The sequence below is a fragment of the Nocardioides sp. GXQ0305 genome, assembly GCF_050880345.1.
Taxonomy (GTDB): domain Bacteria; phylum Actinomycetota; class Actinomycetes; order Propionibacteriales; family Nocardioidaceae; genus Nocardioides.
Window position 1 is genome coordinate 38,406 of the sequence record NZ_JBNYXG010000006.1, and the last position, 25,642, is coordinate 64,047.

The 25,642-nt window shown below is 73.0% G+C and carries 25 protein-coding genes; 5 read left to right on the forward strand and 20 right to left on the reverse strand.

Translation table 11 applies throughout. The features are described from left to right. Positions 1-4 precede the first annotated feature (4 nt). The 16 genes from ACQ1X7_RS15470 to ACQ1X7_RS15545 all read right to left on the reverse strand — a co-directional run bounded on the left by ACQ1X7_RS15470 (position 5) and on the right by ACQ1X7_RS15545 (position 17,941). Positions 5-166, reverse strand: a complete 162-nt coding sequence (locus tag ACQ1X7_RS15470; RefSeq protein WP_432479117.1) for a hypothetical protein — start codon at positions 164-166, stop codon at positions 5-7. Positions 167-194: 28 nt separating this feature from the next. Next, positions 195-2,213: a primosomal protein N' gene (locus ACQ1X7_RS15475; protein ID WP_432479118.1), complete on the reverse strand. Its 2,019-nt coding sequence runs from the start codon at positions 2,211-2,213 to the stop codon at positions 195-197. 120 nt (positions 2,214-2,333) lie between these two features. Continuing rightward, a complete protein-coding gene (gene metK, locus ACQ1X7_RS15480; RefSeq protein ID WP_432479119.1) occupies positions 2,334-3,536 on the reverse strand; it encodes a methionine adenosyltransferase in 1,203 nt (400 codons plus the stop codon). 72 nt (positions 3,537-3,608) lie between these two features. After that, on the reverse strand, positions 3,609-4,883 hold the full coding sequence (coaBC, locus tag ACQ1X7_RS15485) for a bifunctional phosphopantothenoylcysteine decarboxylase/phosphopantothenate--cysteine ligase CoaBC (RefSeq protein WP_432479120.1): 1,275 nt from the start codon (positions 4,881-4,883) through the stop codon (positions 3,609-3,611). A 12-nt stretch (positions 4,884-4,895) separates the two neighbouring features. Next, on the reverse strand, positions 4,896-5,249 hold the full coding sequence (gene rpoZ, locus ACQ1X7_RS15490; protein WP_432479121.1) for a DNA-directed RNA polymerase subunit omega: 354 nt from the start codon (positions 5,247-5,249) through the stop codon (positions 4,896-4,898). A gap of 29 nt (positions 5,250-5,278) precedes the next feature. After that, positions 5,279-5,869 carry a guanylate kinase gene (gene gmk / locus ACQ1X7_RS15495; protein WP_432479122.1) on the reverse strand — a complete coding sequence of 197 codons (591 nt, stop codon included), beginning with the start codon at positions 5,867-5,869 and terminating at the stop codon, positions 5,279-5,281. Continuing rightward, positions 5,866-6,195 (reverse strand): integration host factor, actinobacterial type, encoded by a 330-nt coding sequence (gene mihF, locus ACQ1X7_RS15500; RefSeq protein ID WP_432479123.1) that lies wholly within the window; start codon positions 6,193-6,195, stop codon positions 5,866-5,868. The genes gmk and mihF overlap by 4 nt, the downstream gene beginning before the upstream one ends. A gap of 95 nt (positions 6,196-6,290) precedes the next feature. Further along, positions 6,291-6,737, reverse strand: a complete 447-nt coding sequence (locus ACQ1X7_RS15505) for a hypothetical protein (RefSeq protein ID WP_432479124.1) — start codon at positions 6,735-6,737, stop codon at positions 6,291-6,293. Beyond that, positions 6,734-7,570 carry an orotidine-5'-phosphate decarboxylase gene (pyrF, locus tag ACQ1X7_RS15510; RefSeq protein WP_432479125.1) on the reverse strand — a complete coding sequence of 279 codons (837 nt, stop codon included), beginning with the start codon at positions 7,568-7,570 and terminating at the stop codon, positions 6,734-6,736. Before pyrF ends, ACQ1X7_RS15505 begins: the two co-directional genes overlap by 4 nt. Then, the gene (locus ACQ1X7_RS15515) at positions 7,567-8,388 is read right to left on the reverse strand and encodes a nitronate monooxygenase (RefSeq protein ID WP_432479126.1); all 822 of its coding nucleotides are present in this window, start codon (positions 8,386-8,388) and stop codon (positions 7,567-7,569) included. Before ACQ1X7_RS15515 ends, pyrF begins: the two co-directional genes overlap by 4 nt. Beyond that, the gene (locus tag ACQ1X7_RS15520; RefSeq protein WP_432479127.1) at positions 8,385-9,215 is read right to left on the reverse strand and encodes a hypothetical protein; all 831 of its coding nucleotides are present in this window, start codon (positions 9,213-9,215) and stop codon (positions 8,385-8,387) included. The genes ACQ1X7_RS15515 and ACQ1X7_RS15520 overlap by 4 nt, the downstream gene beginning before the upstream one ends. Further along, positions 9,212-10,258, reverse strand: a complete 1,047-nt coding sequence (locus ACQ1X7_RS15525) for a quinone-dependent dihydroorotate dehydrogenase (RefSeq protein ID WP_432479128.1) — start codon at positions 10,256-10,258, stop codon at positions 9,212-9,214. The genes ACQ1X7_RS15520 and ACQ1X7_RS15525 overlap by 4 nt, the downstream gene beginning before the upstream one ends. A gap of 175 nt (positions 10,259-10,433) precedes the next feature. Continuing rightward, positions 10,434-13,739: a carbamoyl-phosphate synthase large subunit gene (carB, locus tag ACQ1X7_RS15530; RefSeq protein ID WP_432479129.1), complete on the reverse strand. Its 3,306-nt coding sequence runs from the start codon at positions 13,737-13,739 to the stop codon at positions 10,434-10,436. A gap of 124 nt (positions 13,740-13,863) precedes the next feature. Then, positions 13,864-14,988 carry a glutamine-hydrolyzing carbamoyl-phosphate synthase small subunit gene (carA, locus tag ACQ1X7_RS15535; protein WP_432479130.1) on the reverse strand — a complete coding sequence of 375 codons (1,125 nt, stop codon included), beginning with the start codon at positions 14,986-14,988 and terminating at the stop codon, positions 13,864-13,866. 104 nt (positions 14,989-15,092) lie between these two features. After that, on the reverse strand, positions 15,093-16,730 hold the full coding sequence (locus ACQ1X7_RS15540; RefSeq protein WP_432479131.1) for a phytoene desaturase family protein: 1,638 nt from the start codon (positions 16,728-16,730) through the stop codon (positions 15,093-15,095). Then, positions 16,727-17,941, reverse strand: coding sequence for an aminomethyltransferase family protein (locus ACQ1X7_RS15545; protein WP_432479132.1), 1,215 nt, complete (start codon positions 17,939-17,941; stop codon positions 16,727-16,729). The genes ACQ1X7_RS15540 and ACQ1X7_RS15545 overlap by 4 nt, the downstream gene beginning before the upstream one ends. Before the next feature lie 182 nt (positions 17,942-18,123). Between ACQ1X7_RS15545 and ACQ1X7_RS15550 the strand changes: the two genes are divergently transcribed. After that, positions 18,124-19,029 carry a hypothetical protein gene (locus tag ACQ1X7_RS15550; RefSeq protein ID WP_432479133.1) on the forward strand — a complete coding sequence of 302 codons (906 nt, stop codon included), beginning with the start codon at positions 18,124-18,126 and terminating at the stop codon, positions 19,027-19,029. Positions 19,030-19,052: 23 nt separating this feature from the next. Here ACQ1X7_RS15550 and ACQ1X7_RS15555 read toward each other — a convergent pair whose 3' ends face one another. Genes ACQ1X7_RS15555 through ACQ1X7_RS15565 form a run of 3 tightly spaced genes read right to left on the reverse strand, consistent with a single transcriptional unit; the run spans position 19,053 to position 21,644 of the window. After that, the gene (locus ACQ1X7_RS15555; RefSeq protein WP_432479134.1) at positions 19,053-19,811 is read right to left on the reverse strand and encodes an amino acid ABC transporter ATP-binding protein; all 759 of its coding nucleotides are present in this window, start codon (positions 19,809-19,811) and stop codon (positions 19,053-19,055) included. Further along, the gene (locus tag ACQ1X7_RS15560; protein ID WP_432479135.1) at positions 19,811-20,689 is read right to left on the reverse strand and encodes an amino acid ABC transporter permease; all 879 of its coding nucleotides are present in this window, start codon (positions 20,687-20,689) and stop codon (positions 19,811-19,813) included. The genes ACQ1X7_RS15555 and ACQ1X7_RS15560 overlap by 1 nt, the downstream gene beginning before the upstream one ends. Before the next feature lie 43 nt (positions 20,690-20,732). After that, the gene (locus ACQ1X7_RS15565; protein WP_432479136.1) at positions 20,733-21,644 is read right to left on the reverse strand and encodes a transporter substrate-binding domain-containing protein; all 912 of its coding nucleotides are present in this window, start codon (positions 21,642-21,644) and stop codon (positions 20,733-20,735) included. Between the two features lie 154 nt (positions 21,645-21,798). On the opposite strand from ACQ1X7_RS15565, the gene aqpZ reads away from it, so the two are divergent. From aqpZ to ACQ1X7_RS15585, 4 genes are all read left to right on the forward strand, one after another. Further along, entirely contained in the window at positions 21,799-22,524 is a 726-nt protein-coding gene (aqpZ, locus tag ACQ1X7_RS15570) for an aquaporin Z (protein WP_432479137.1), read from the forward strand. A gap of 57 nt (positions 22,525-22,581) precedes the next feature. Beyond that, positions 22,582-23,214, forward strand: coding sequence for a DUF3060 domain-containing protein (locus ACQ1X7_RS15575; protein ID WP_432479138.1), 633 nt, complete (start codon positions 22,582-22,584; stop codon positions 23,212-23,214). Positions 23,215-23,504: 290 nt separating this feature from the next. Continuing rightward, a complete protein-coding gene (locus ACQ1X7_RS15580; protein ID WP_432479139.1) occupies positions 23,505-24,434 on the forward strand; it encodes an aminotransferase class IV in 930 nt (309 codons plus the stop codon). Beyond that, entirely contained in the window at positions 24,431-25,147 is a 717-nt protein-coding gene (locus ACQ1X7_RS15585; RefSeq protein ID WP_432479140.1) for an HAD family hydrolase, read from the forward strand. The genes ACQ1X7_RS15580 and ACQ1X7_RS15585 overlap by 4 nt, the downstream gene beginning before the upstream one ends. A gap of 13 nt (positions 25,148-25,160) precedes the next feature. Here the strand turns inward: ACQ1X7_RS15585 and ACQ1X7_RS15590 are convergent, their stop codons facing one another. After that, a complete protein-coding gene (locus ACQ1X7_RS15590; protein WP_432479141.1) occupies positions 25,161-25,547 on the reverse strand; it encodes a phage holin family protein in 387 nt (128 codons plus the stop codon). Positions 25,548-25,642: the final 95 nt, after the last annotated feature.

The window sequence follows — 25,642 nt, forward strand, 5'->3', positions numbered from 1 at the left end:
CCGCTCAGGGCGCCGGTACGCCGGTGGGGTCGGGACGGCGGGTGGTGCCGACAGCCCGGATCCGCGAGCCGTCCGGGATGGGCCGGTGCACCGTCAGCGTCCACGTCGCCTGCCCACCCATGCGCAGCTGCGAGCCCGGCAGGTCACCGAGCAGCCGGGTGAACATGCGAGCAGGATGGGCGGCCGATGCCGGGTCAGAGGGAGAACGGGTCGACCTGCACCCGGACCGCCTCGAGCTTGCGGGCCGACCGGACGCGCTGCACCTCGGCGAGCGACGCGGACAGCTCGACCCCGAGGCGGCGGGGCACCCGGACGACCGCTCGCACCTCGTCGCCCTCGTCGCCGACGGGGACCGGGCCGAGCACCTCGGTGCCGTCGGGCGCGGCCAGCAGGGTCAGGACGTCGTCGACCGCCCCGGGGGTGCCGGTGACGGTGGCCAGCCGGGAGGCCGGGGGCAGGTGGGCCTCCGCCCGCTGGGCTGCCTCCCGCTCGGCGAACCCGGCAGGGTCCCAGCGGACCAGGGCCTGCAGCGCGGGGTGGTCGGCGGCACCGACGGCGACGACCCGGCCGCCGGGGCGCACCGCGCCGGCGGCGTCGACCCAGCGGCGCAGCGCCTCCTCCTCGGCGCGCAGGTCGGCGCGCGCCAGGTGCAGCCAGGTGTCGAGCAGCAGAACGGCGGTGTAGCCGCCCTCGGCCACCGGTTCGGCGCCCGGGGTCGCGACCACGATCGACGGCCGGTCGGGGACCGTGGACCGCACCTGGTCGCCGGCGGATGTGAGCACGGGGATCCCGGGGTGGGCACGGCCGAGCTCCTCGGCGGTGCGGGTCTCGCCCAGCACGGGGGCCCGCAGGCCCCGGTGGCCGCAGGCCGCGCAGGTCCAGCCGGGCGCCGTGGTGCCGCACCATCGGCACGCCGGTGGCTGGGTGGCGGTGGTGAGCGCCAGGGGGCCGGCGCAGGTCGCGCAACGGGCCGGCGTACGGCAACGCTCGCAGGCGAGGCTGGGGGCGTAGCCGGACCGTGGCGTCTGCACCAGCACCGGGCCCTGCGGGGCGGCGGTGCGCAGCAGGTCGTAGGCCGCCCGCGGCAGGCGGGCGCCGTGTTCCCGCTCCCCGGCCTCGGCGACCGACACCTGCACCCGCCCGCGCAGGGTCGCGCGAGACGCCGCGATCTCACGGGCCCACCCCGCGCGCAGCAGCTGTTGGGCCTCGACGCTCCGGGCGAACCCGCCGACCAGGGCGGCGCACCCCTCCTGCTCGGCGCGCAGCAGCAGCACCTCGCGGGCGTGGGGGTAGGGCGCACGGGGCTCGGCGAGCAGGTCGTCGCCGTCGTCCCACACCGCCACCAGTCCCAGGTCGTGCACGGGCGCGAAGACGGCGGCGCGGGTGCCGAGCACGACCCGGCGTGCGCCTCGCGCGACGGCGAGGAAGTCGCGGTAGCGGGCGGCGGGCCCGGCGTCGGCGGTCAGCGTGACGTGGTGGCCCTCGCCCAGGACTGCGGTGAGCGCCGCGTCGACACGGGCGACGTCACGGCGGTCGGGGACGACGAGCAGCGCGCCGCGACCCGAGGCGTACGCCGCCGCCGCGGCGTCGGCGAGCGCCGCCGGCCAGTCGGTGGCGGGGGCCGCCGCCCACACGGCGCGGGGCGAGCCCCCCTCGGCCAGGTGGCCGAGGAACGCCTCGGCGTGGTCGTGCCCGGCCCAGGCGACGGGCTCGCGGCGCGCCGCGGGAGGTCCGGTGGGGGGCGGCGACGGCTTCGCCTCGGTGGTCGCGTGCCGGGGCGGCACGGCCAGCCGCAGCACGTCGGCCCGGGAGCCCGCCCACCGCTCCGCCACCGCACCGGCGAGGGTGACGATCTCAGGGAGCAGCACCGGCTCGGCACTGACCACCCGTCGCAACGGCGACAGCCGCCCGCCGTGGTCGGAGGCGGCCACCCGCTCGACGACGAAGCCGTCGACGTCCTGCCCGGCGAAGCGCACCTTCACCCGGGCGCCGGACACCGCCGCGTCGGCGTCGTGGGCGGGGACGAGGTAGTCGAAGGGCCGGTCGAGGTGGGCCAGCGGCAGGTCGACCAGCACCCGGGCGACCGGGTCGGTGGCGGCGGGCTCGGCCTCGGCGGCCTTGCGTCGCCGGGTGGCCGCCGCCTTCGCCCTCGAGTCGGCGACGGTCGCCCGGAGTCCGGGCAGCATCTCCGGCTCTCCGTCGGACCTGGGCATGACAGTTGTCTAGCAGGGGCCGGTGACGGGCGAGGTTCGTGCGCGAGTCTGGAGGCTGGCGCGGGAAGTTTCGGTCCCGAACCTCCGGTTTCCCCGCCTGGGCGGGGAAACCGACCGCCCTCACCGACCGACGGCCGCCTTCAGCGCCTCGGCCCGGTCGGTGCGCTCCCAGGTGAACTCGGGGAGCTCGCGACCGAAGTGGCCGTAGGCGGAGGTCATGGCGTAGATGGGCCGCAGCAGGTCGAGGTCGCGGATGATCGCCGCGGGCCGGAGGTCGAAGACCTCGAGCACGGCCCGCTGGATCTCCTCGTCGGAGACCACGCCGGTGCCGAAGGTCTGCACGAACACGCCGACGGGCGCGGCCTTGCCGATGGCGTAGGCGACCTGGACCTCGCAGCGGCGGGCGAGCCCGGCGGCTACGACGTTCTTGGCCACCCACCGCATGGCGTACGCGGCGGACCGGTCGACCTTGGAGGGGTCCTTGCCGGAGAAGGCGCCGCCACCGTGGCGGGCCATGCCGCCGTAGGTGTCGACGATGATCTTGCGTCCGGTCACGCCGGCGTCGCCCATCGGGCCGCCGACCACGAACTTGCCGGTCGGGTTGACGAGCAGCCGGTAGTCCGAGGAGGGGATGTCGAAGGTGTCGAGCACGGTGTCGATGACGTGCTTCTTGACGTCCCCCTCCAGCGTCGGGTGCTCGACGTCGTCGGCGTGCTGGGTGGACAGCACCACGGTGTCGACCCGCACGGGGCGGTCGTCGGCGTCGTACTCGATGGTGACCTGGGTCTTGCCGTCGGGCCGCAGGTAGCCGAGCGTGCCGTCCTTGCGGACCTCGGTCAGCCGCTGCGAGAGCCGCTGGGCGATCACGATCGGCAGGGGCATCAGCTCGGGGGTGTCGTCGCTGGCGTAGCCGAACATCAGGCCCTGGTCGCCGGCACCGCGCCGGTCGAGCTCGTCGTCGGAGGAGCCCACCCGCGCCTCGTGGCCGTCGTCGACCCCGGCCGCGATGTCGAGGCTCTGGGCGCCGATGGCGACCTGGACTCCGCAGGTGGTGCCGTCGAAGCCCTTCTCGGAGGAGTCGTAGCCGATCTCGAGGATCGCCTCGCGGACCAGCTCGGCGACCGGGGCGTACGCCGTGGTCCGGACCTCGCCGGCGACGACCACCAGGCCGGTGGTGAGCAGCGTCTCCACCGCCGTACGGAGGTTGGCGGGGTCGTCGTCGTGCTCCATGAGGTAGTCCAGGACGGTGTCGCTGATCCGGTCGGCGATCTTGTCGGGGTGGCCCTCGGTGACCGACTCGGAGGTGAAGAGGCGTCCAGGCACGGGCAGCTCGCTCTCGTTGGGCAGAACAGGTTCGACCACCTTACTGGTGGACCAGCATGCGGGACGGGGGTCTCAGGTCCCGAATCGCCGGGCGACCTCGTCCCACACGACGTGGGCGAGGGCCGCCTTGGTGCCGAGCGGCACCTCGACGACCGAGCCGTCGGCCGCCAGGATCACCGCCTGGTTGTCGTCGCTGCCGAACACCGCTCCCCCGCTGACGTCGTTGACGACGAGCAGGTCGCAGCCCTTCCGGGCCAGCTTGTCGCGCGCGTGGTCGAGCACCCCGCCGGCGTCGTCGCCGGTCTCGGCGGCGAAGCCGACGATGATGGTCCCGGGCCGGACCCGGTCGCGGGACAGCTCGGCGAGGACGTCGGGGTTCTGCTCCAGCTCGAGGGGGGCGGCCGACCCGTCGCCGGCCTTCTTGATCTTGCTGCCGCTCACCGAGGCGGGCCGGAAGTCGGCCGGCGCCGCCGCCATGACCACGGCGTCGGCGGTGGCCGCGGCACCGACGACCGCGTCGCGGAGCTGGCCGGTCGTCTCGACCCGGACCACCTTGACCCCGGCCGGGTCGGGCAGCGACACGTTGGCGCTGACCAGGGTGACCTCGGCGCCGCGCGAGGCGGCGGCGCGGGCGAGGGCGTACCCCTGTCGGCCCGAGGAGCGGTTGCCGAGGAACCGGACCGGGTCGAGCGGCTCCCGGGTCCCGCCTGCCGAGACCACGACGCGGCGGCCGGCGAGGTCGGCGCGGGGGACGCCGCGGGCCAGCACCTCGAGCGCCAGCTCGAAGATCTCGGCGGGCTCGGGCAGCCGGCCCTTGCCGGAGTCGGCGCCGGTGAGCCGACCCTCGGCCGGCTCGACGACGACCACGCCGCGCTCGCGCAGGGTGGCGACGTTGGCAGCCGTGGCGGCGTGCTCCCACATCTCGGTGTGCATCGCCGGCGCGAGCACGACCGGGCAGCGCGCGGTCAGCAGCGTGTTGGTGAGCAGGTCGTCGGCGAGCCCGTGGGCGGCCTTCGCCAGCAGGTCGGCCGTGGCGGGGGCGACCACCACCAGGTCGGCCGACTGGCCGATCCGGACGTGGGGCACCTCGTGGACGTCGTCCCAGACGCCGGTGTGGACGGGCTTGCCCGAGAGCGCGGCCCACGTAGGCGCACCCACGAACCTCAGGGCCGACTCGGTCGGGACGACGGTGACGTCGTGGCCCGACTCGGTGAGCAGCCGCAGCAGCTCGCACGCCTTGTACGCCGCGATTCCGCCGGTGACCCCGAGCACGACCCGGGGCCTCGCCCCCGAGACGACAGAGTGCCGCTCCCCGGCAGGGGGAACGGCCTCGTCGTGGGTGGTCATCGACCCGTCAGGTCACTCGCCCGCAGGCGCACCCGGGGCACCCGAGCCGAACGACGCCTCGAGGGAGGCCTGCTTGCGGGCCTCCTCCTCGGCAGCGAGCTCGGCCGGGTCGACGTCCTCGCAGGTGAGAAGGTCGTCGTTGATCTCGCGGAGCGCGATCGACAGCGGCTTCTCCTGCACGTGGGTGTCGACGAGCGGGCCGACGTACTCGAGCAGGCCCTCGCCCAGCTGCGAGTAGTAGGCGTTGATCTGGCGGGCGCGCTTGGCGCTGTAGAGGACCAGCTTGTACTTGCTGTCGGTCTTGGTGAGCAGCTCGTCGATCGGGGGGTTGGTGACGCCCTCGGCGGCGATGGTGGGAGCAGACACGCGTGAAGCCTCGCTGGGGTGATCGGGGATCAGGGGCTCTCGTGCCCCCGGACAGGTGTCATCAAGGCTACCAACTCCTCCGCGGCAGCGTGAACTTCGTGGTTGACGATGGTCACGTCGAACTCCTCCTCGGCGGCCAGCTCCTCACTCGCGGTCTCGAGCCGACGGGCCTGGTCGGCGGCGGTCTCGGTGCCGCGTCCGGTCAGCCGGCGGACCAGCTCCTCCCACGACGGCGGCTTGAGGAAGACGAAGAGGGCGTCCGGCATCGACGCACGGACCTGGCGGGCGCCCTGCAGGTCGATCTCGAGCAACGCCGGCCGACCGGCGGCGAGGGCCTCCTCGACCGGTTGCCGGGGGGTCCCGTAGCGCGCGGCCCGGTGGACCACCGCCCACTCGAGCAGCTCGCCCTCGGCGACCATCCGGTCGAACTCGGCGTCGTCGACGAACCGGTAGTGCACCCCGTCGACCTCACCGGGTCGCGCCGGGCGGGTGGTCGCCGAGACCGAGATCCACACCTCCGGGTGGTGGGCGCGCACGCTGGCCGCGACGGTGCCCTTGCCGACCGCCGTGGGGCCGGCGAGCACGACCAGCCGGGACCGGCCTGCGCCGGCCCCCGTCACCTGCCGGAGTCCTGGACGCCGAACTCGCGCTGCAGCGCGGCGACCTGCTTGGCGCCGAGTCCGCGGACCCGGCGGCTCTCGGCGATCCCGAGCCGCTCCATCACCTGGCGGGCACGGACCTTGCCGAGGCCGGGCATCGCCTGGAGCAGGTCGAGCACCCGCATCTTGCCGATGACCTCGTTGCGCTCCCCCTCGCGCAGCACCTCGGAGATCGAGGCGCCGGAATGCTTCAGCCGGCTCTTGACCTCGGCCCGTTCCCGTCGGGAGGCGGCGGCCTTCTCGAGGGCCGCGGCACGCTGTTCGGGTGTGAGAGGAGGCAGGGCCACGGGTCAGTTGTTCCCTTCGAAGGGCTCGGCGGGTCAGGTTGGGTCAATCTAGCCATCCGGCCTCGCCACCTGCAATCGGCGCGGCCGGCGTCGCGTCACTGGAACAGTGGCGTCCGGCACACGTCACGAGCCTGCTGGTCGACCGCCGCGACGGCCTCCTGGGTGCGGGGGTTCAGCAGCTCCGCAGCGGCCCGCTCGATCGCCTCCCGCTGCTCGCGGGTGAGGTCGGGGGGCGGCTCGTCCGGGTCGTACGTCGCGGGGTCGACGCCGGCGTCGGTGAGCGCCTCGTCGAGCCCCTCGACGGCCTCCACGACGACCCGCCACTCGTCCGCGATGTCTCCGGGGGCGGCGGCGGACAGGTCGGCGAAGATCGGCTGCGCGTCGAGCAGCGCGGTCGGCGACCGATCGGCGAGCGCATCGCTCAGTGCTCGCTGCTTCTCCTCGACCGTGGCGCAGTAGTCGGAACGGACCTCCTCGGCGCTGGGCTCGCCGCAGCCGGCGAGGACCAGCGCGCACCCGGCGAGCAGCGCGGCCCTCCTCACGCCAGCGCCTCGGCCAGCTCCTCGCCCGCCCGCCGGCACGCGTCGGCCAGGGCGCGGGGGTCCGGGCCGAGCCGCAGCACCTCGCGCGAGGTGCTCGGCAGCACCGCGCGCGCGGCGGTCCCGAAGATCCGGCGCAGGTCGGCGGCGGTACCCCCCTGGGCGCCGTACCCGGGAGCCAGCAGCGGCCCGTTGATCTCCAGCGGCTCCTCGGTGGCGCCGATGGTGGCGCCGACGACGGCCCCGAACGACCCCAGCGGCTCCGCCCCGGCGTTGAGGTGGCGCAGCCGGTCGAGGACGGTTCCGGCCACGGTGCGGCCGTCGGGGCCGACCGCGTGCTGCACCTCGGGGCCCTCCTTGTTGGAGGTGAGCGCCAGCACGAACACGCCGCCGCCGTGGCGGCGGGCGGTGTCGAGGAGCGGGTCGAGGGACCCGAAGCCCAGGTACGGGCTGGCGGTCACCGCGTCGGCGCAGAGGGGGGACGTCGGGTCGAGGTAGGCGTCGGCGTACGCCTGCGTGGTCGAGCCGATGTCGCCGCGCTTGACGTCGAGCAGCACGAGGGCGCCGGCCTCCCGGGCGCGGGCGACGACCCGTTCGAGGACCGCCACGCCGCGGCTCCCGAACCGCTCGTAGAAGGCCGACTGCGGCTTCACGACCGGCACCAGCGGCGCGACCGCCTCGACCGCGCCGAGCGCGAACCGCTCCAGGCCGGACGCGTCGTCGGGGAGGCCCCACTCCTCGAGCAGCGCGGCGTGGGGGTCGATGCCGACGCAGAGCTGGCCGCGCTCGGCCATCGTCCGGTGCAGCCGGGCGCCGAACGGCTCGGGGACGGTCATGCCGTGATCTCCTCCATCTCGGCCAGCAGCCGATGGGCGGTGGTGGGGTCGTGGAGCAGGGCGGTGCCGACCTGGACGGCGCTCGCGCCGTTGTCGAGGGCGGCCCGGGCGTCCTCGGCGGACCCGATCCCGCCGCACGCGACGACGGTCGCACCGGGCGCCGCAGCGGCGACCTCGACCAGGCACCGCAGCGCGAGCGGCCGGGTGGCCGGGCCGCTCAGTCCGGCGGGGCGCCCGTCGGGCATCGCCGCGGGGAGCGCGTTGCCCACCACCACCGCGTCGGCACCCGCGTCCAGCACCGAACGGGCACTCTCGGCCACGCGCAGCACGTCGCTGCGGAGCTTGGCCAGCACGGGCGTGCCGCGCGGGAGGTCGCGATGGACCGCCGCGACGACCGAGGCCGCGTGGAACGGCTCCCGGACGTCGAACACGCCGGCCGCCGACGCGTCCGGCGGCGAGAGGTTGACCTCGATCCCCGCGATGCCCGGCGCCCGGCCCAGCCGGCGGGCGAGCTCGGCGTACTCCCCCAGGGTGCGGCCGACGATCGACACGAACACCCGGGCGTCCTGCTGCACCAGCCACGGCAGCTCGAGGGCGAGGAACTGGTCGAGGCCGGGGTTCTGGAGGTCCACGGCGTGGACCAGGCCCGACGGCGTCTCCAGGACCCGGGGGCCCGGCCCACCGGGCCGGGCCGCGATCGTGATCGAGCGGGTGACGAAGCCGCCGAGGTCGGCCAGCGCGCCGTACGCCGCGAGCTCGCGGCCGGTGCCGCCGCATCCGGCGGCGACCATCACCGGGGCGTGGAGGTCCAGGCTCATGGGCCGACCAGCTCGTCCCACACGACCCGGTCGCCGCGCAGCACCGGTCCGTCGGCGCAGGCGCGGACGAACCGCGGTGACCCGCTCTCGCCGACCACCGGCAGCGGGCACCCGTGGCACAGGCCGGTCGCGCACGTCAGCGGCTGCTCGATCGCCACCTGGCTCCAGGCGCCGGCCTGCTCGGCGGCCGACGCCACCGCGTGCAGGGTCGGGATCGTCCCGGCGGCGTAGACCACGGCCGCACCCGCGCCCTGGAGCACCTCGTCGACGACGTCGGCGACCGTGCCGCGCCGGCCCACCGAGCCGTCGGCGGTGACGACCGTGACCGCCCGGGCCGAGCGCCGGGCCTCCAGCGCGGAGAGCAGGTCGGCCTCGTCGGAGCCGGCGACGAGCAGGCTGACGGGACAGTCGCGCTCGCGCAGCCGCTCGGCCAGCGGGAACAGCGGCGCGGCGGCGTACCCCTCCCCCACGAGCAGGCACGCCACCGGCTCGGTGGGGAGCGCGAACGGGCGGCCGAGGGGGCCGGTGACGGCCAGCGGCGTGCCTGCAGGCTGGGACACCAGCCAGGAGGTGCCGGCACCGCGCGGCTCGACGACCAGCTCGAGCGTCGCGCCGTAGCCACCCGAGGTCTTGACCTTGTGGATCCAGAAGGCGCGGCGGGCCAGCCGCTCCGGTCCCGTGGTGACGGCGACGAAGGTGCCGGGGCGGAACCGCTCCGCCACCCCGGGCGCGACGAGGGTGACGTGGTGATGGGCACCGATCCGGCGCGACGAGAGCAGCTCGCCCGTGACGTGCAGCGGCGTGCGCTCGAGGACGGTGCTCGTCATCGGTCGCCCCGCAGCCCCTGGACGATGCGCCGCGGCCAGAACGGACCCTCGTAGACGAAGGCCGTGTAGGCCTGCAGCAGCGTCGCCCCTGCGGCCAGCCGCTCGCGGGCGTCGTCGACGGTGGTGATGCCGCCAACCCCGACCAGGGCGAGGTCGGGGCCGACCCGCTCCCGCAGCAGCCGCACCACCTCGGTCGCGCGGGCCCGCAGGGGCTGCCCCGAGAGGCCGCCGGCACCGATCCGCTGCACCTGGGCCACGTCGCTGGCGAGCGCGGCGCGCGAGGTCGTGGTGTTGGTGGCGATGATCCCGTCGAGGCCACGGTCCAGCGCCAGGTCGGCGACCGCGCACACGTCGTCGTCGGCGAGGTCCGGCGCGATCTTCACCAGCAGGGGCACGCGGCGGTCGCCGGCCGCCCGGTCGGCCTCGTCGCGCACCGCGTCCAGCAGCGGGGCGAGCCGGTCGACCGCCTGCAGGCTGCGCAGCCCCGGGGTGTTCGGTGAGGACACGTTGACGACCAGGTAGTCGGCGTACGGCGCGAGCAGCCGGGCGCTCTTGCGGTAGTCGGCCTCGACCGCCGGCTGGTCGTCGTCGGGCACCAGCTTGGTCTTGCCGATGTTGACCCCCAGCACCGGCCCGGGACGGTCCCCGCGCGAGCGCTGCCGCGAGGCGAGCCGGTGGGCCACGACCGCGGCGCCGTCGTTGTTGAAGCCCATCCGGTTGACGAGGGCCCGGTCGTCGGCAAGACGGAACAGCCGGGGCTGCGGGTTTCCCGGCTGCGGCTCGCCGGTCACGGTGCCGACCTCGACGTGCCCGAACCCGAGGGCGGCGAGCGCGTCGATCCCCTCGGCGTTCTTGTCGAAGCCGGCGGCGAGGCCGAGCGGGTGCGGGAACGTGAGTCCCATCGCCCTCACCGGCGCGTCGGCGTGGGGCAGCCGTTCCAGCAGGGGCCTCCCCGCGCGCACCGCCCGGAAGCCCAGGTGGTGGGCCCGCTCGGGGTCGACCCGGGCCAGTGCGTGCCGGAACAGGAGGTCGTACACCGTCATGCCTGGCCCTGCCCATGGTCCCGGGGTTTCGAGGCTCGGCCGTGGCCGGCCCCGCACCTCAAGCTCCGATGGCGCGCACGGCCCCCGTCGGAGGTTGAGGTGCGAAGGCCCCCCGGGCCTGAGCCTCGAAACCCCCGCACCGACGCAGGGCTTCGACCACGGAGGGCGGAGCCGGTCAACGGGCGGCCCAGTCCTGGAGCGACCGGACGCCGATCTCACCGGCCCGCATCGCCTCGATGCCCTGCACGGCGGCGCCGAGGCCCTGCACGGTGGTGATGCAGGGGACGTTGGCGAGGACGGCGGCGGTGCGGATCTCGTACCCGTCGGTGCGGACCGCGCCGCCGGAGCCGGTGCCGTGGGGCGTGTTGACGATCAGGTCGATCTCGCCGGCGGCGATGAGCTGCACGGTGGTCTGCTCGCCGTCCGGGCCCTCGCCCTCGAAGTGCTTGCGGACCACCTGCGCGTCGATCCCGTTGCGGCGCAGCACCTCGGCAGTGCCCTGGGTGGCGAGCACCTCGAACCCGAGGTCGGCCAGCCGCTTGATCGGGAAGATCATGGTCCGCTTGTCGCGGTTGGCCATGCTCGCGAACACCCGGCCGCGGGTCGGCAGCGGGCCGTATGCCGCGGCCTGCGACTTCGCGAACGCCCGGCCGAAGAACCCGTCGAACCCCATCACCTCGCCCGTCGAGCGCATCTCGGGGCCGAGCACGGTGTCGACGGTCTGCCCGTCGGGGGTCTTGAAGCGGTTGAACGGCATCACCGCCTCCTTCACCGCGATCGGGGCGTCGGGCGGCAGGTCTCCCCCGTCGCCCTCGGCCGCCAGCACGCCGGCCGCCCGCAGCGAGGCGATCGGCTCGCCCAGCATCACCCGCGCCGCGGCCTTCGCCAGTGGCACCGCGGTCGCCTTGGAGACGAACGGCACCGTCCGGGAGGCACGCGGGTTGGCCTCGAGGACGTAGAGCACGTCGGAGCCGAGGGCGAACTGGATGTTGATCAGCCCGCGCACACCCACACCGCGGGCGATCGCCTCGGTGGCGTCGCGGATCCGGCGTACCTCGGTGGCGCCGAGCGTGATCGGGGGCAGCGCGCACGAGGAGTCGCCGGAGTGGATGCCGGCCTCCTCGATGTGCTCCATCACGCCGCCGAGGTAGAGCTCCTCGCCGTCGAAGAGGGCGTCGACGTCGATCTCGACCGCGTCGTCGATGAACCGGTCGACCAGCACCGGCCGCTCCGGGCTGATGGCGGTCGCCCGGCCGATGTAGGACTCCAGCGCCGCGTCGTCGTACACGATCTCCATGCCGCGGCCGCCCAGGACGTACGACGGCCGCACCAGCACCGGGTAGCCGACCTCGTGGGCGATCTGCTGCGCCTCGTCGAACGACGCCGCCATGCCGTGCTTGGGCGCCGGCAGCCCGGCCTCGGCCAGCACCCGGCCGAAGGCGCCGCGCTCCTCGGCGAGGTGGATCGCCTCGGGCGTGGTGCCGACGATCGGGACGCCGGCCTCGGCGAGCCCCTGTGCCAGGCCGAGCGGGGTCTGTCCGCCGAGCTGGCAGATCACGCCCGCGATCGGGCCCGCCTGCCGCTCGGCGTGGACCACCTCGAGCACGTCCTCGAGGGTGAGCGGCTCGAAGTAGAGCCGGTCGGAGGTGTCGTAGTCGGTGGAGACGGTCTCGGGGTTGCAGTTGACCATCACCGTGTCGTACCCGGCCTCGCTCAGGGCGAGGGAGGCGTGCACGCAGCTGTAGTCGAACTCGATGCCCTGGCCGATCCGGTTGGGCCCGGAGCCGAGGATCACCACGGCCGCCCGCTCGCGCGGGGCGACCTCGGTCTCCTCGTCGTAGGAGCTGTAGTGGTACGGCGTCGCCGCGGCGAACTCGGCGGCGCAGGTGTCGACGGTCTTGAAGACCGGCCGGATGCCGAGCGCGTGCCGGACCCCGCGGGCGACGGCCTCGTCGAGGTCGCGGATCCGGCCGAGCTGGGCGTCGGAAAAGCCGTGACGCTTGGCCAGCCGCAGCAGCCCGGGGGTCAGCTCGGGGGCGTTGATCAGCGACTGGGCCACCTCGTTGAGCAGGCACAGCTGGTCGACGAACCACGGGTCGATGCCGGTCGCGTCGTGGACCTCCTGAGGGGTGGCCTCGGCCCGGATGGCGTCCATCACGACCCGCAGCCGGCCGTCGTGGGGCGTCGCCGCCTCGGCCAGCAGCCGTTCCTTGTCGAGCTCGATGTGCCGGTGGCTCCAGTCGAACGGCGCGTCCTTGCTCTCCAGCGAGCGCAGCGCCTTCTGCAGCGCCTCGGTGAAGTTGCGCCCGATCGCCATCGCCTCGCCGACCGACTTCATGTGGGTGGTGAGGGCGGGATCGGCGCCGGGGAACTTCTCGAACGCGAACCGGGGCACCTTCACCACGACGTAGTCGAGCGTCGGCTCGAAGCTGGCCGGCGTGCTCTGACCGTCGGGCCGGGTGGTGATGTCGTTGGGGATCTCGTCGAGCGTGTAGCCGATCGCGACCTTGGCGGCGATCTTGGCGATCGGGAACCCGGTCGCCTTCGACGCCAGCGCGCTGGAGCGGGAGACCCGCGGGTTCATCTCGATCACCACCACCCGGCCGTCGTCGGGGTTGACGGCGAACTGGATGTTGCACCCGCCGGTGTCGACCCCGACCTCGCGGATGATGCCGATGGAGAGGTCGCGCAGGTGCTGGTACTCGCGGTCGGTCAGCGTCATCGCGGGCGCGACGGTGATCGAGTCGCCGGTGTGGACGCCCATCGGGTCGAGGTTCTCGATCGAGCAGACGATGACGACGTTGTCGACCCGGTCGCGCATCACCTCGAGCTCGTACTCCTTCCAGCCGAGGATCGACTCCTCGAGGAGCACCTCGCTGGTCGGGGACGCCGTGAGCCCGCCGCCGCCGATGCGACGCAGGTCCGCCTCGTCGAAGGCCATCCCCGAGCCGGAGCCGCCCATCGTGAACGACGGCCGTACGACGAGCGGGTAGCCGAGCTCGTCGGCCCCGGCCAGCAGCTCGTCCGTGGTGTGGCAGATGACCGAGCGGGCCACCTCGCCGCCGAGCCGCTCGACGATCTGCTTGAAGGACTCACGGTTCTCGCCGCGGTTGATCGCCTCGATGGAGGCACCGATCAGCTCCACGCCGTACTTCTCGAGGACACCGCTCTCGTCGAGCGCGATCGCGGTGTTGAGCGCGGTCTGGCCGCCCAGCGTCGCGAGCAGCGCGTCGGGGCGCTCCTTCTCGATCACCTTCTCCACGAAGTCCGGCGTGATCGGCTCGACGTACGTCGCGTCGGCGAACTCCGGGTCGGTCATGATCGTCGCCGGGTTGGAGTTGACCAGCACCACGCGCAGCCCCTCCTGGCGCAGCACGCGGCACGCCTGGGTGCCCGAGTAGTCGAACTCGCACGCCTGCCCGATCACGATCGGGCCGGACCCGATCACCAGCACGCTCTGCAGATCATCTCGCCGCGGCATCAGCCACGCTCCTTCCGAAACCCGCCAAGCGACGAGGAGGGGCACGTTGTGTTGGGTGCGCCTCGCTGCGCTGTGTGCGCAACCCCCACGTCAACCGAGAGGCGCGCCCAACTCAACCCTGTGCTCATCGGGCGGCCTCCAGGAGATCCGTGAACCTGTCGAAGAGGTAGGCGGCGTCGTGGGGGCCGGCGGCGGCCTCCGGGTGGTACTGCACGCTGAACGCGCGCAGCGCGCCGGCGTCGTCGCGCAGCTCGAGGCCCTCGACGACGTCGTCGTTGAGGCAGACGTGGGAGACCGTGGCCTCGCCGAAGGGCGTGGTCGTCGACTCGTCCAGCGGCGCGTCGACGGCGAAGCCGTGGTTGTGGGCGGTGACCTCGACCTTGCCGGTGGTCCGGTCCATCACCGGCTGGTTGATGCCGCGGTGGCCGTAGGTCAGCTTGTAGGTGCCGAACCCGAGCGCGCGGCCGAAGAGCTGGTTGCCGAAGCAGATGCCGAAGTAGGGCACGCCGGCCGCGAGTGCGCCCTGGAGCAGCTCCACCTGGCTGGTGGTGGCCGCCGGGTCGCCCGGGCCGTTGGAGAAGAACAGCCCGTCCGCGCCGACGGCCCGGATATCGTCGAGCGACGCGGTCGCCGGCAGCACGTGCACCTCGACCCCGCGCTCGGCCAGCATCCGCGGGGTGTTCGCCTTGATGCCGAGGTCGAGCGCGGCGACGGTGAAGCGCTTCTCCCCCACCGCCGGCACGACGTACGGGGCTGGTGTGGTGACCTCGGCCGCGAGGTCGCTCCCCACCATGGGAGACGACGCCAGCACCCGGTCGCGCAGCGCGTCCGGGTCGGTCTCGACCGAGGAGATGCCGACCCGCATCGCGCCCCGCTCGCGCAGGTGACGGGTGAGGGCCCGGGTGTCGACGCCGGAGATCCCGACCACGCCCTGGTCGCGCAGCGCGTCGTCGAGGCTGCGGCGCGAGCGCCAGCTCGACGGCAGTCGGGCCGGGTCGCGGACGACGTAGCCGCTGACCCAGATCCGCGACGACTCGGGGTCGTCGTCGTTCATGCCGGTGTTGCCGACGTGGGGGGCGGTCATCACCACCACCTGCCGGTGGTAGCTGGGATCGGTGAGGGTCTCCTGGTAACCGGTCATGCCGGTCGAGAACACCGCCTCGCCGAAGGTCTCGCCCACGGCGCCGTAGGTGTGGCCGCGGAAGGTGCGGCCGTCCTCGAGGACGAGGATCGCGGGGGCAGGCTCCACCTCAGTCGTACCTCCTTCTCCGCCTCACGGGACGGATCGTTAAAGGATGTCGATCGGGCCCGACCCTATCAGCGGTCCGGCCCCGTTCCGGTACCGGCAGGCCGCTACCGGCCCCGGGTCCGGTCGCGCAGGATCCGCTGGCTGGCGAAGCGGCCGGGCGAGCCGATCACGCAGCCGCCGGGGTGGGTGCCCGACCCGCACTGGTAGTAGCCCTCGATCGGGGTGGCGTACCGGCTCCACCCCGGCGAGGGGCGGAAGAAGTACATCTGCGGGGCGAGGAACTCGCCGGCGAAGATGTTCCCCTCGGACAGGCCGGTGAGCCGCTCGATGTCGGGCGGGGTGACGACCTCCCGCTGCAGGACCAGGTCGCCGAAGCCCGGGAAGTGCTCCTCGAGCACCGCCTGCGCCTTGTCGCCGAACGCGTCCCGCTCGGTCTCCCAGTCGCTCTCGCGCAGCTGGTACGGCGCGTGCTGGACGAAGCACGACAGCACGTGCTTGCCCGGGGGCGCCATGTCGGGGTCGATCACCGACTGCAGGGCCCCGTCGATGAACGGCCGGTCGGAGTACCAGCCGTACTTGGCGGCGTCGTAGGCCCGCTCGAGGTACTCGAGCGTCGGGCCGATGTTGATGAACCCGCCGAACGGGGCCGCACCGGCGAGGCCGGGGAACTCCGGCATCCCGTCGAGGGCGAAGTTCACCTTGGCGGACGTGCCGCGGTAGCGGGTGCGGCGGACGTCGTCGACCAGGTCGTCGGGCAGCTCACGCGGGTCGACCAGCTCCAGGAAGGTACGGCGGGCGTCGAGGGCGGAGACCACGACGGGCGCGGTCAGCTCGGTGCCGTCGGCGAGCACGACGCCGGTGGCACGGCCGTCCCGGGTGAGCAAGGAGGAGACCCGGGCCTCCAGCTCGATCTCCGCGCCGTACGCCTGGGCCGCGCGCGCCAGCACCTGGGTGAAGCCGCCGTTGCCGCCCTTGTGGAAGGCCCAGGCGCCGAGGTGCCCGTCGTGCTCCCCCATCTTGTGGTAGAGCAGCACCAGCCCGGATCCACCGGCCATCGGACCGATCTGGTGGCCGATGTTGGACGACGACGCGAGGTAGCCCTTGAGCGGCTCGTACTCGAAGTAGTCGTCCAGCAGGTCGGCGGCGCTCCCGGTGAGCATCCGGACGGTGTCGTGGATCGTCCTCCGGTCCACGCTGCCGAGGTGCTTGAGCAGCCAGGCCACGTCGGCCTGGTCCTCGGGGTCGCTGCCGAAGATGTTCGGCGGCGGGTTGTCGAACAGCGGCCGCACCGTCTGGATGACCCGGTCGACGTCGTAGTTGTAGCGGGTGTAGGCGTCGGCGTCGTGGCGCGAGTGACGCCGGATCATCTGCACGTTCTGCTCCTCGTCGTCGCCGAAGAGCAGGTAGCCGCCGTCGCCGGTCGGGTGGAAGTCGCCGGGCATCATCAGCGGCATGAACCCGTGCTCGACCAGGTCGAGCTCGTGGATGATCTCCGGCCGCAGCAGGCTGAGCGCATACGAGAACGTGGTGAACGAGAAGCCGGGACGCAGCTCCTCGGTGATGGCCGCGCCGCCGACGAGGTGGCGCTGCTCGAGGACCAGCGTGCGCAGGCCGGCCTTGGCGAGGTAGGCGGCGTTCGTGAGGCCGTTGTGGCCGCCGCCGACGACGATGGCGTCGTACGACGTGGCGGTGCGCCCGGTCGGGCTGAACGTCGGGGTGGACGTCGGGCTGGGGTCGGTCATGGCGTGGCCGTCTTTCGGGCGGGGTTGAAGAAGGGCAGGCGGGCGGTGGTCACGGCGACCATGTGGGTGCCGTGGTGCAGCGTGGTCTCCATGTGCAGGACCGTGCCGGGGTCGGCGAGGCCCGGGCGCACCCGCGCCAGGCCGATGTGTCGCTGCAGCACCGGCGAGTAGCAGAAGCTGGTCACGTAGCCCACCTGCTCGCCCACCCCCTCCGCGTCGGCCCGCAGCCACTGCTCCCACCCGAGCTGCTCGGGGTCCTTGGTGGGCAGCTCGCCCGCGTCGCGGTGCAGCCGGTCCCAGTCGGCCCAGTCGACGACGATGCCGGTCGTGGCCCAGCGCGAGGTGCCGTCGACCAGCTCGCGCCGGATCGCCTGGCTGCCGACGAAGCGGCGGGTCCCGTCGCGCACGCCCTTGAGCATCCAGCCCTGGCCCAGCTCCTTCGGGGTGACCCGGTCGTGGTCGGTCCACGCCGTACGGCTGTCGTGCCACTCGATGTCGCCCAGCGGCAGCCCGGCCTCGATCCGCAGCGTCATCAGCGCGTCCTCGCCGAACGGCCGGAGGCCGTGCGGCCGGCCGGCCTCGAGGACGGCGTCCAGCACCGGCACCGCGTCCTCGGCCGGCACCAGCAGCTCGAACCCGAGGTCACCGGTGTACCCGGTGCGGGACACGACGACGGGCACGGAGCCGACCTTGGCCTCCACGACGCCGAAGTAGCGCAGGTCGGTCACCTCCGGGACCAGCGCGGCGAGCACGTCGCGCGACCGCGGACCCTGGACCGCGAGCATCCCGTGCTCGTCGGTGACGTCCTCCAGGTCGACGCGCATCCGGTGCCGGTGGTCGGTCAGCCAGCCGAGCACCGGTCGGGCCGAGGTGAGCAGGAACTCCCGCTCCCCGTGCCGGAAGACCACGCCGTCGTCCCGCACGTACCCCCGGTCGTCGCACCACAGCGTGTACGCCGCCCGTCCGGGGCGGCAGGCCGCGACGTCACGCACCATCAGGCCGGCGAGGAACGCCTCCGCGTCCGGCCCGGTGATCCGGCACTTGAACAGGGGTGAGGTGTCGAAGACCCCGACCCCGTTGCGCACCGCGAAGTACTCGTGCTTCGGCGCGCTCGAGTAACGCAGCGCTGACAGGTGGCCGGACCAGTGCGTGTAGAGGTGCTGGTCGTTGAGCTCGGTGAGCCGCGCGTGGAACGGCGTCGTCCGGATCATCTCGGTCTCCTCCCCCGGGCTGCCCCGCCCGACGATGCTACTGAATCGCCGTTCAAACGTCACCCGCCCTTGTGCCATCCCCCGCGCGGACAGACCCTAGGGGGAAGACCGACGACGCGGCAGGGCATGGGGCGGTTGGCCGCGAGAGGGAGGCAACCGCCATGACCACTCCGACAAGATCCGTGACACGTGCCGTCCTGACGGCCCTGGTCGCGATGGCGGCGCTGACGGCACCGGCCGCCGCCGACGACGAGGACCGGGCGATCGTGCTACCGGGCGCCACGGGCACCGAAGGCGTCGCCCGCTTCAACGGGTCGACGTTCTTCGCCGGGGACCTGCTGACCGGCGACGTCTTCCGCGGCAGGAAGCAGGGGTCGGCCGAGAAGTTCATCGACGCCCCTGACGGCCGTTTCGCCGCCGGCATGAAGGCGAGCAAGTCCGCCGAGCTGCTCTTCGTGGCCGGCGGCCCCACGGGACAGGGCTACGTCTACAGCACCCGGACCGGTGCTCCCGTGACGTCGTACCAGTTCCAGACTCCACCGACGCCGACGTTCATCAACGACGTCGCGCTGACCAAGGACGGCGCCTGGTTCACCGACTCCGCCCAGGCGCTCCTGTACTTCGTCCCGATGGTCGACGGCGCGCCCTCCGATGACGTCACGACACTGACCTTGAGCGGCCCGGCCGCCGACCTGAGTGGCGCGTTCAACAACAACGGCATCCAGGCGGTCGAGCGTGGCGAGAAGCTCATCGTCGCCCACTCCGCCACCGGGCTCCTCAACCTGGTCGACGCCTCGACCGGTGACAGCTCCACGATCGCGGGCGTCAGCGTCCCGAACGTCGACGGGATCCTCCTCCAGCGTCGCGAGCTGTACGCGGTTCAGAACGCCGACAACCGGATCAGCGTGTGGAGCCTGCAGCGTGGCTTCCGGGCCGGCGAGCTGGAGGGAACCGTCACCAGCCCGCTGTTCCAGTTCCCCACGACCGTGGCCCGCCTCGGCGGCAAGCTGGCCGTCGCGAACGCGAAGTTCGACACCGGCTTCCCACCGACCGCGACGGAGTACGAGGTCGTCGTCGTGCGCCGCTGAGAGGCGGGACCCCGGCGTGGGAGTCAGAGCACGGCGTCCAGGAAGGCCCGGGTCTCCTCGTGCGCCGGTGAGCCGATCAGCTGGTCGGGCGGGCCCTCCTCGAGGATCCGGCCCTCGTGGAAGAACGCCATCCGGTCGGCGACCTCGCGGGCGAAGCCCATCTCGTGGGTCACCACCATCATCGTCATGTGCATCTCCGTGGAGAGCGACTTCATCACCGACAGCACCTCGCCGGTGAGCTCGGGGTCCAGGGCGGACGTCGGCTCGTCGAAGAGCATCACGTCGGGCTCCATGGCCAGCGCCCGGGCGATCGCCACCCGCTGCTGCTGGCCGCCGGAGAGCCGGATCGGGTGCTCCGCCGCCTTGTCGGCCAGCCCGACCCGGTCGAGCAGGTCCTCGGCGCGCCGGACGATCTCCTCGTCCGTCCCGCGGCCGGCGCAGCGCGGTGCGCAGGTGACGTTGTCGAGGACGGTCATGTTCGGGAACAGGTTGAACTGCTGGAACACCATCCCGACGTGCAGTCGGAGCCGGCGGATCTGCTCGCGCTTGCGCCGGGTCCGGTAGCCGCCCTCCAGCCGGATGCCCGCCACCTCGACGGAGCCCGCGGTGGGGTCGTCGATGAAGTTGACGCAGCGCAGCACCGTCGACTTGCCCGACCCGGAGCGCCCGAACACCACCACGACCTCGCCGCGGTGCACCTCGAGGTCGACGCCCCGGACCACCTCGAGGTGGCCGAAGCTCTTGTGCAGCCCGTCCAGCCGGACGACGACGTCGCGCGCCATCAGTGCGGCTCCTGGGCCTGCATCGCGCGCACGACGTGCTCTCGGTCGTAGCCTCGGCCGACGCGGGCCTCGAGGCGGCCCTGGAAGAACGTGAAGAGCACGGTGAGGGCCCAGTAGATCAGGGCGACGGCGACGTACGCCTCGAGGTTCTTGAAGTCCGCCTTGCCGACCAGCTGGGAGCGGCGGAAGATCTCGGCGCTGGCGGCGGTCACGCCGAGGAACGACACCAGGGCGGTGTCCTTCATCATCGCGATGAACTCGTTGCCGGTGGGCGGGATGATCACGCGGAAGGCCTGCGGCAGCACCACCCGGCGCATCTTCTGGAGGTACTTCATGCCGAGCGCGTCGGCGGCCTCGCCCTGGCCGCCGGCGACCGACTGGATCCCGGCCCGGAAGATCTCGGTCATGTAGGCGCCGTAGTTCAGGCCGAGGGCGATGGTGCCGGCGGTCGCGGCCTCGAGGATCAGCACCTCGTCGAAGCCCTCGGGCAGCCAGGTGTACTTCTCGGCGAGGTTCTGACCGACCGGGGGCAGGGCCAGGTAGATCAGGAACATCTGCACGATCAGCGGCGTACCGCGGAAGAACGACACGTAGAAGCCGGCGACGCCGTACGCGACGGCGTTGCGGGAGAGCCGGGCCAGCGCGCCGAGCAGCGCCAGCACGATGGCCAGGACGATCCCGCCCACCGCGATCGCCGCGGTGTACGGCAGCCCGCCGAGGATGTAGCGCAGGTTGTCCCGGATCCACTGCACGTCGAAGCCGGCAGCGCTGCCGAAGAAGCCGATCAGGGCGAAGAGCGCGACCCAGACGGCGGCGTTCTTCGCGCCGAAGGGGATCCGCGCCGACGCGAGCTGCAGCCGCTCCCAGAAGTCGCTCATCGCGCTCCGGCGTGTGCCGGCCCCCCGCCCATGGTGCTCGCCGTCACTCCTGCGAGGTGGTGTCGATGCCGTACCACTCCTCGGCCATGCCCGACAGGGTGCCGTCCTCGTGCATCTCGGCGACGATCCCGTCGACCGCTTCGTAGAGGCTCTCCGACGACGGGTCGGAGCTCTTGTCGAAGCCCACCGACAGGGGCTCGTTGAACACCGGGTCGCCCACGATCTTCACCGGGTTGCCCTCGTCGATGTAGCCCTGGGCCGTGGTGACCGACGTGATCACCGCGTCGACCCGCCCGTTCGCGAGGTCCTGCAGGGCCGTCGTGTCGGTGTCGTAACCGGACACGTCGGCGTCGTCGATGACGAAGTCGAAGGTGTAGCCCTCGATGTCGAGCTCCTTGTTCAGGAACTGCTCGTAGGTGCACCCGGAGCAGACCCCGATGGTCGCGCCGTCGAGGTCGGTGCTGATGTCGGTGACCTCGTCGTTGTCGGCCTGGACGACGACGACGGCGGGGACGAAGTTGTACGGCTCGGTGAAGTACAGCACCTCCTGCCGGTCGTTGGTGGGCGTCATCGAGCCGACCGTGGTGTCCCAGCGACCGTTCCAGCTCCCGGCCGTGATGACGTCCCAGCTCGGCGTCTCCCAGCCGACCTCGACGCCGAGGCGGGTGGCGATCTCGGTCGCCACGTCGATGTCGAAGCCCTCGTACTCACCCGTCTGCTCGTTGAGCCTGGACTGCGGCGGGTACGCCGGGTCGGTGGACACGGTGAGCACCCCCTCCTCGCAGACCTCCGCGAGCAGGTCGGTGGTCTCGCCCGCGCAGACGCCCTCGCCGGACGCGGCGGGCTCACTGCTCCCGTCGTCGGAGTCGGCGCTGTCGCCGCCACCTCCACAGGCGGCCAGAAGCGAGACCAGGAGCGCCGTGGGCACGGCGACGAGGCGGGAACGGATGCGCATGGCGCCACCTCCGGGACGTGTCGGTGGTCGGATTGTGCCAGAGGGGACCCCTCGCTGGTCAGGGTCGAACGGCCTCTACCGCCGACGGGCCCGGTCGGTCATCATGAGGTGCTGTCCCCCCACACCCCGGAGGACCGACATGAACGGTCACACGATGGCGCAGCGCCTGGGAGCGGAGTTCCTGGGCACCTTCTGGTTGGTCTTCGGCGGCTGTGGCGCCGCCGTGCTGGCCGCCGGCGTCCCCGACGTCGGCATCGGGTTCCTCGGCGTCTCGTTCGCCTTCGGGCTCACGGTGCTGACGATGGCCTACGCCGTCGGGCACGTGAGCGGCGGTCACTTCAACCCTGCGATCACGATCGGGCTGGCCACCGCCAAGCGGTTCGGGTGGAAGGACGTCCCGGCGTACGTCGTGACCCAGGTGGTCGCCGCGATCGCCGGTGCGGCGGTGCTGTGGGTCGTCGCCAGCGGCCTCGACGGGTTCAGTGCGAAGGAGTCGGGCTTCGCGACCAACGGCTACGGGGACCTCTCCCCGGAGGGCTACTCCCTCATGGCGGTGCTGGTCGTCGAGGTGGTGCTCACCGCGTTCTTCCTCTACGTCATCCTGGGGGCCACCGACACCCGGGCACCCAAGGGCTTCGCGCCGATCGCCATCGGGCTCTCGCTCACCCTGATCCACCTGATCAGCATCCCGGTCAGCAACACCTCGGTGAACCCGGCGCGGTCGACCGGCCCCGCGCTGTTCGCGGGCGCCGACCCGATCATGCAGCTGTGGGCGTTCTGGCTGGCGCCGATCGTCGGCGGCGTGATCGCCGGCGCCACCTACGTGTTGCTGCTCGGGGGCCAGGACGCGGCACCGCTCGAGGAGGCCACGGAGGGCTGAGCCCGGCCCTTGCCATACTCGCGGTACGTACTGAAGGTATGGCAGAAGGAGCCCACCGTGTCCCGCCGTCGTCTCGCCACCGTCACCGCCGGCCTGCTCGTCGCCCTCGGCCTGCCCGCCGCGACCGCGGAGGCCGTGCTCCCCCTCCCGGTCGACTGCTCCCACGGACCCGTCGAGCTCCGCTGGGACGGCCTCACCTACGACCTCGACGGCACCTGCGGCAGGGTCTCGGTGCTCGCCGACGACGCCGTCGTGCGGATCCCCACGGCGACCCGCGTGGTGGTCCGGGGGCACGGGAACACCGTCGTCACGAAGTCGGTCGACACCCTGGTCGTGCGGGGCCGGAACCAGGAGGTCCGGCCGGCCGCGGTCCGGGTCCTGCGGGTCGCCTCGCCGCGCACCACCGTGGCGGTCGAGGGACTGGTCGAGAGCGCCCAGATCACTGCCCGTCGTGCGACGGTCACGGCCGACCGCGTCTCCCGGGCCCGGGTCCCCGGCTCGCACAACGCCCTCCGCACCACCGGCCGCGGCTACGACGCCTCCGTGGGCGGGGACCACAACACGCTGCGCTACCGCCACCTGGACTCGCTGGCCGTCTCGGGCGACGACAACTCCGTCCGGGTCCGCGCCGGCCGGACGGCCGTGCACGACGACGGGAACCGCAACCGGGTCCGCGTCCGACGCCGCTGACGGCTCCCCTCTGCTGCGCGATGAATCCTGCCGCTGCGCCGGGTCCACCTCCTCGACAGCACATCCGCCGGAGCCACCGCTCCGAACCACCGCCGAGGGAGGTGACGACGATGACCACCGAGCGACAGGCCTGGGCCACGCTCCACCCCCTGGAGCCGCGCGAACGCCGCCTCGACACCTGCGCGTGCGGCCAGGATCTGGACCTCTGCACCGGCCGTCACTGCCCCCGCTGCGGTACTTCGATCGCCGCCCGTGCCGCGTGAGCAGCAGCCGCCCCTAGGGTGGCCGGTATGGCTCACGGGACCCACGACCACGCCGACGACCCCCGCAACGCCGGGGTCCTGATCTGGGTCAACGGCGAGCTCCGCCCGCGCGCCGAGGCGGTGGTCTCGGTCTTCGACGCCGGGTTCGTCCTGGGCGACGGCGTGTGGGAGGGGCTGCGCGTCCACGACGGGCACCCCGCCTTCCTCGACGCCCACCTCGACCGGCTGTGGCAGGGAGCCGCCGCGATCGTGCTCGACATCGGGATGACCCGCGAGGAGCTCACCCGCGCCATCTACGGCACCCTCGCCGCCAACGAGATGCGCGACGGCGTCCACGTGCGGCTGATGGTCACCCGCGGCGTGAAGTCGACGCCGTACCAGGACCCGCGCGTCACGGTGGGCCCCGCGACGGTGGTGATCATCGCCGAGCACAAGGAGCCGATGCCCGCGACCCTGGCCGAGGGCATCACGCTCTTCACCACCCACGTCCGCCGCGCCACGCCCGACACCCTCGACCCCAAGCTCAACGCGCACAGCAAGCTCAACGACATCGCCGCCTGCATCCAGGCCTACACCGCCGGCGCGGACGAGGCACTCATGCTCGACCCGCACGGATTCGTCGCGACCTGCAACTCCACCCACTTCTTCATCGTCACCCCGCAGGACGAGGTGTGGACCTCCGACGGCCGGTTCTGCCTCAGTGGCATCACCCGCAGCAACGTGCTGGAGGTCTGCCGACGCGCCGGCATCCCCGCCCGCGAGACCACGTTCAGCCTCACCGACGTCTACTCGGCCCGCGAGGCGTTCGTCACCGGCACCTTCGCCGGGCTGGTCCCGGTGCGCACGGTCGACGGCCGCACCATCGGCACCGGCGCCCGCGGACCGATGGTCGAGCGGCTCCAGGCCCTGTACGCCGACCACGTCGCCGGCGACGTGGCGGGCCGGGTGGCGCCGTGACGGTCCGGGTCGCGATGTGGAGCGGCCCGCGCAACATCTCGACCGCGATGATGCGGTCCTGGGAGAACCGACCGGACACCGTCGTGGTCGACGAGCCGTTCTACGCCGCCTTCCTGGCGCGCACCGGGCTCGACCACCCCGCCCGCGACGAGGTCATCGCGTCCCAGCCCACCGACGTCGACCAGGTCGTGGCCGGCCTCCTGGCGCCGCTGCCGGCGGGTCGCACCGTCCACTACGCCAAGCTGATGACCCACCACCTCGCGCCCGGTCAGGACCTGGCGTGGGCCCGGGGGCTCCGCAACGTCATGCTCATCCGCGACCCGGTCGAGGTGGTGGCGTCGTACGTGAAGTCGCGCGAGGCCTGCGAGCCCGACGACATCGGGCTGCTGCAGCAGGTCGATCTGCTCGACCAACTGGACGCGCAGCCACCGGTCATCGACGCCGCCGACTTCCTCCGGGACCCGGAGGCCCACCTGCGGTGGCTGTGCGACTGGCTCGGCCTCCCGTTCACCGACCGGATGCTGGCCTGGCCGGCCGGGCCGCGCGACTCCGACGGCATCTGGGCTCCCCACTGGTACGACGCGGTGTGGGCGTCGACGGGGTTCGCCCCGTACCGCCCGCGTGAGGTCGACCTCTCGTCCCACGACGCCGGCGTCGCGGAGGCCTGCCGGCCGGCGTACGAGCGACTGCGGGCGCTCCGGATCCACCCCTGAGGGCTCCTGACCTTCAGCCGCGCTTCTCCTCGACGCGCTTCTTGACCAGGACCAGCGGCAGCAGCAGCACGCCCACCAGCGACACCAGCCACACGATCACGGTCGCGGCGAGCCAGGTCTCCGCACCCTCGATGCTGAGCCCGTCGCTGACCCACGCCGTGACCACCAGCCCCACCAGCGTGGCGATCAGGGCGACCCCGCCCCGGAGTGCGGGCACGCGGGACATCGCCATCTGGGTGAACAGAGGCTGGGAGATCGCGTAGACGAGCGTGAAGATGACCACGGCGATGAGGAAGGCCGGCCCGGTGAGCGTCATGCCGTCCAGGAAGTACGCGGCGACGATCAGGCCCAGCGCGTTGGCGAGCAGCTGGATGACGACCGAGAGCAGCAGTCGGATCATGGACCAACGCTACTCCGGTCCGACCCCTTGACAGCGCCGCGCCACGGGAGCAATTTCGAAGGTCGGGGACCGACGGCCGCCCCGGCCGACCCGAG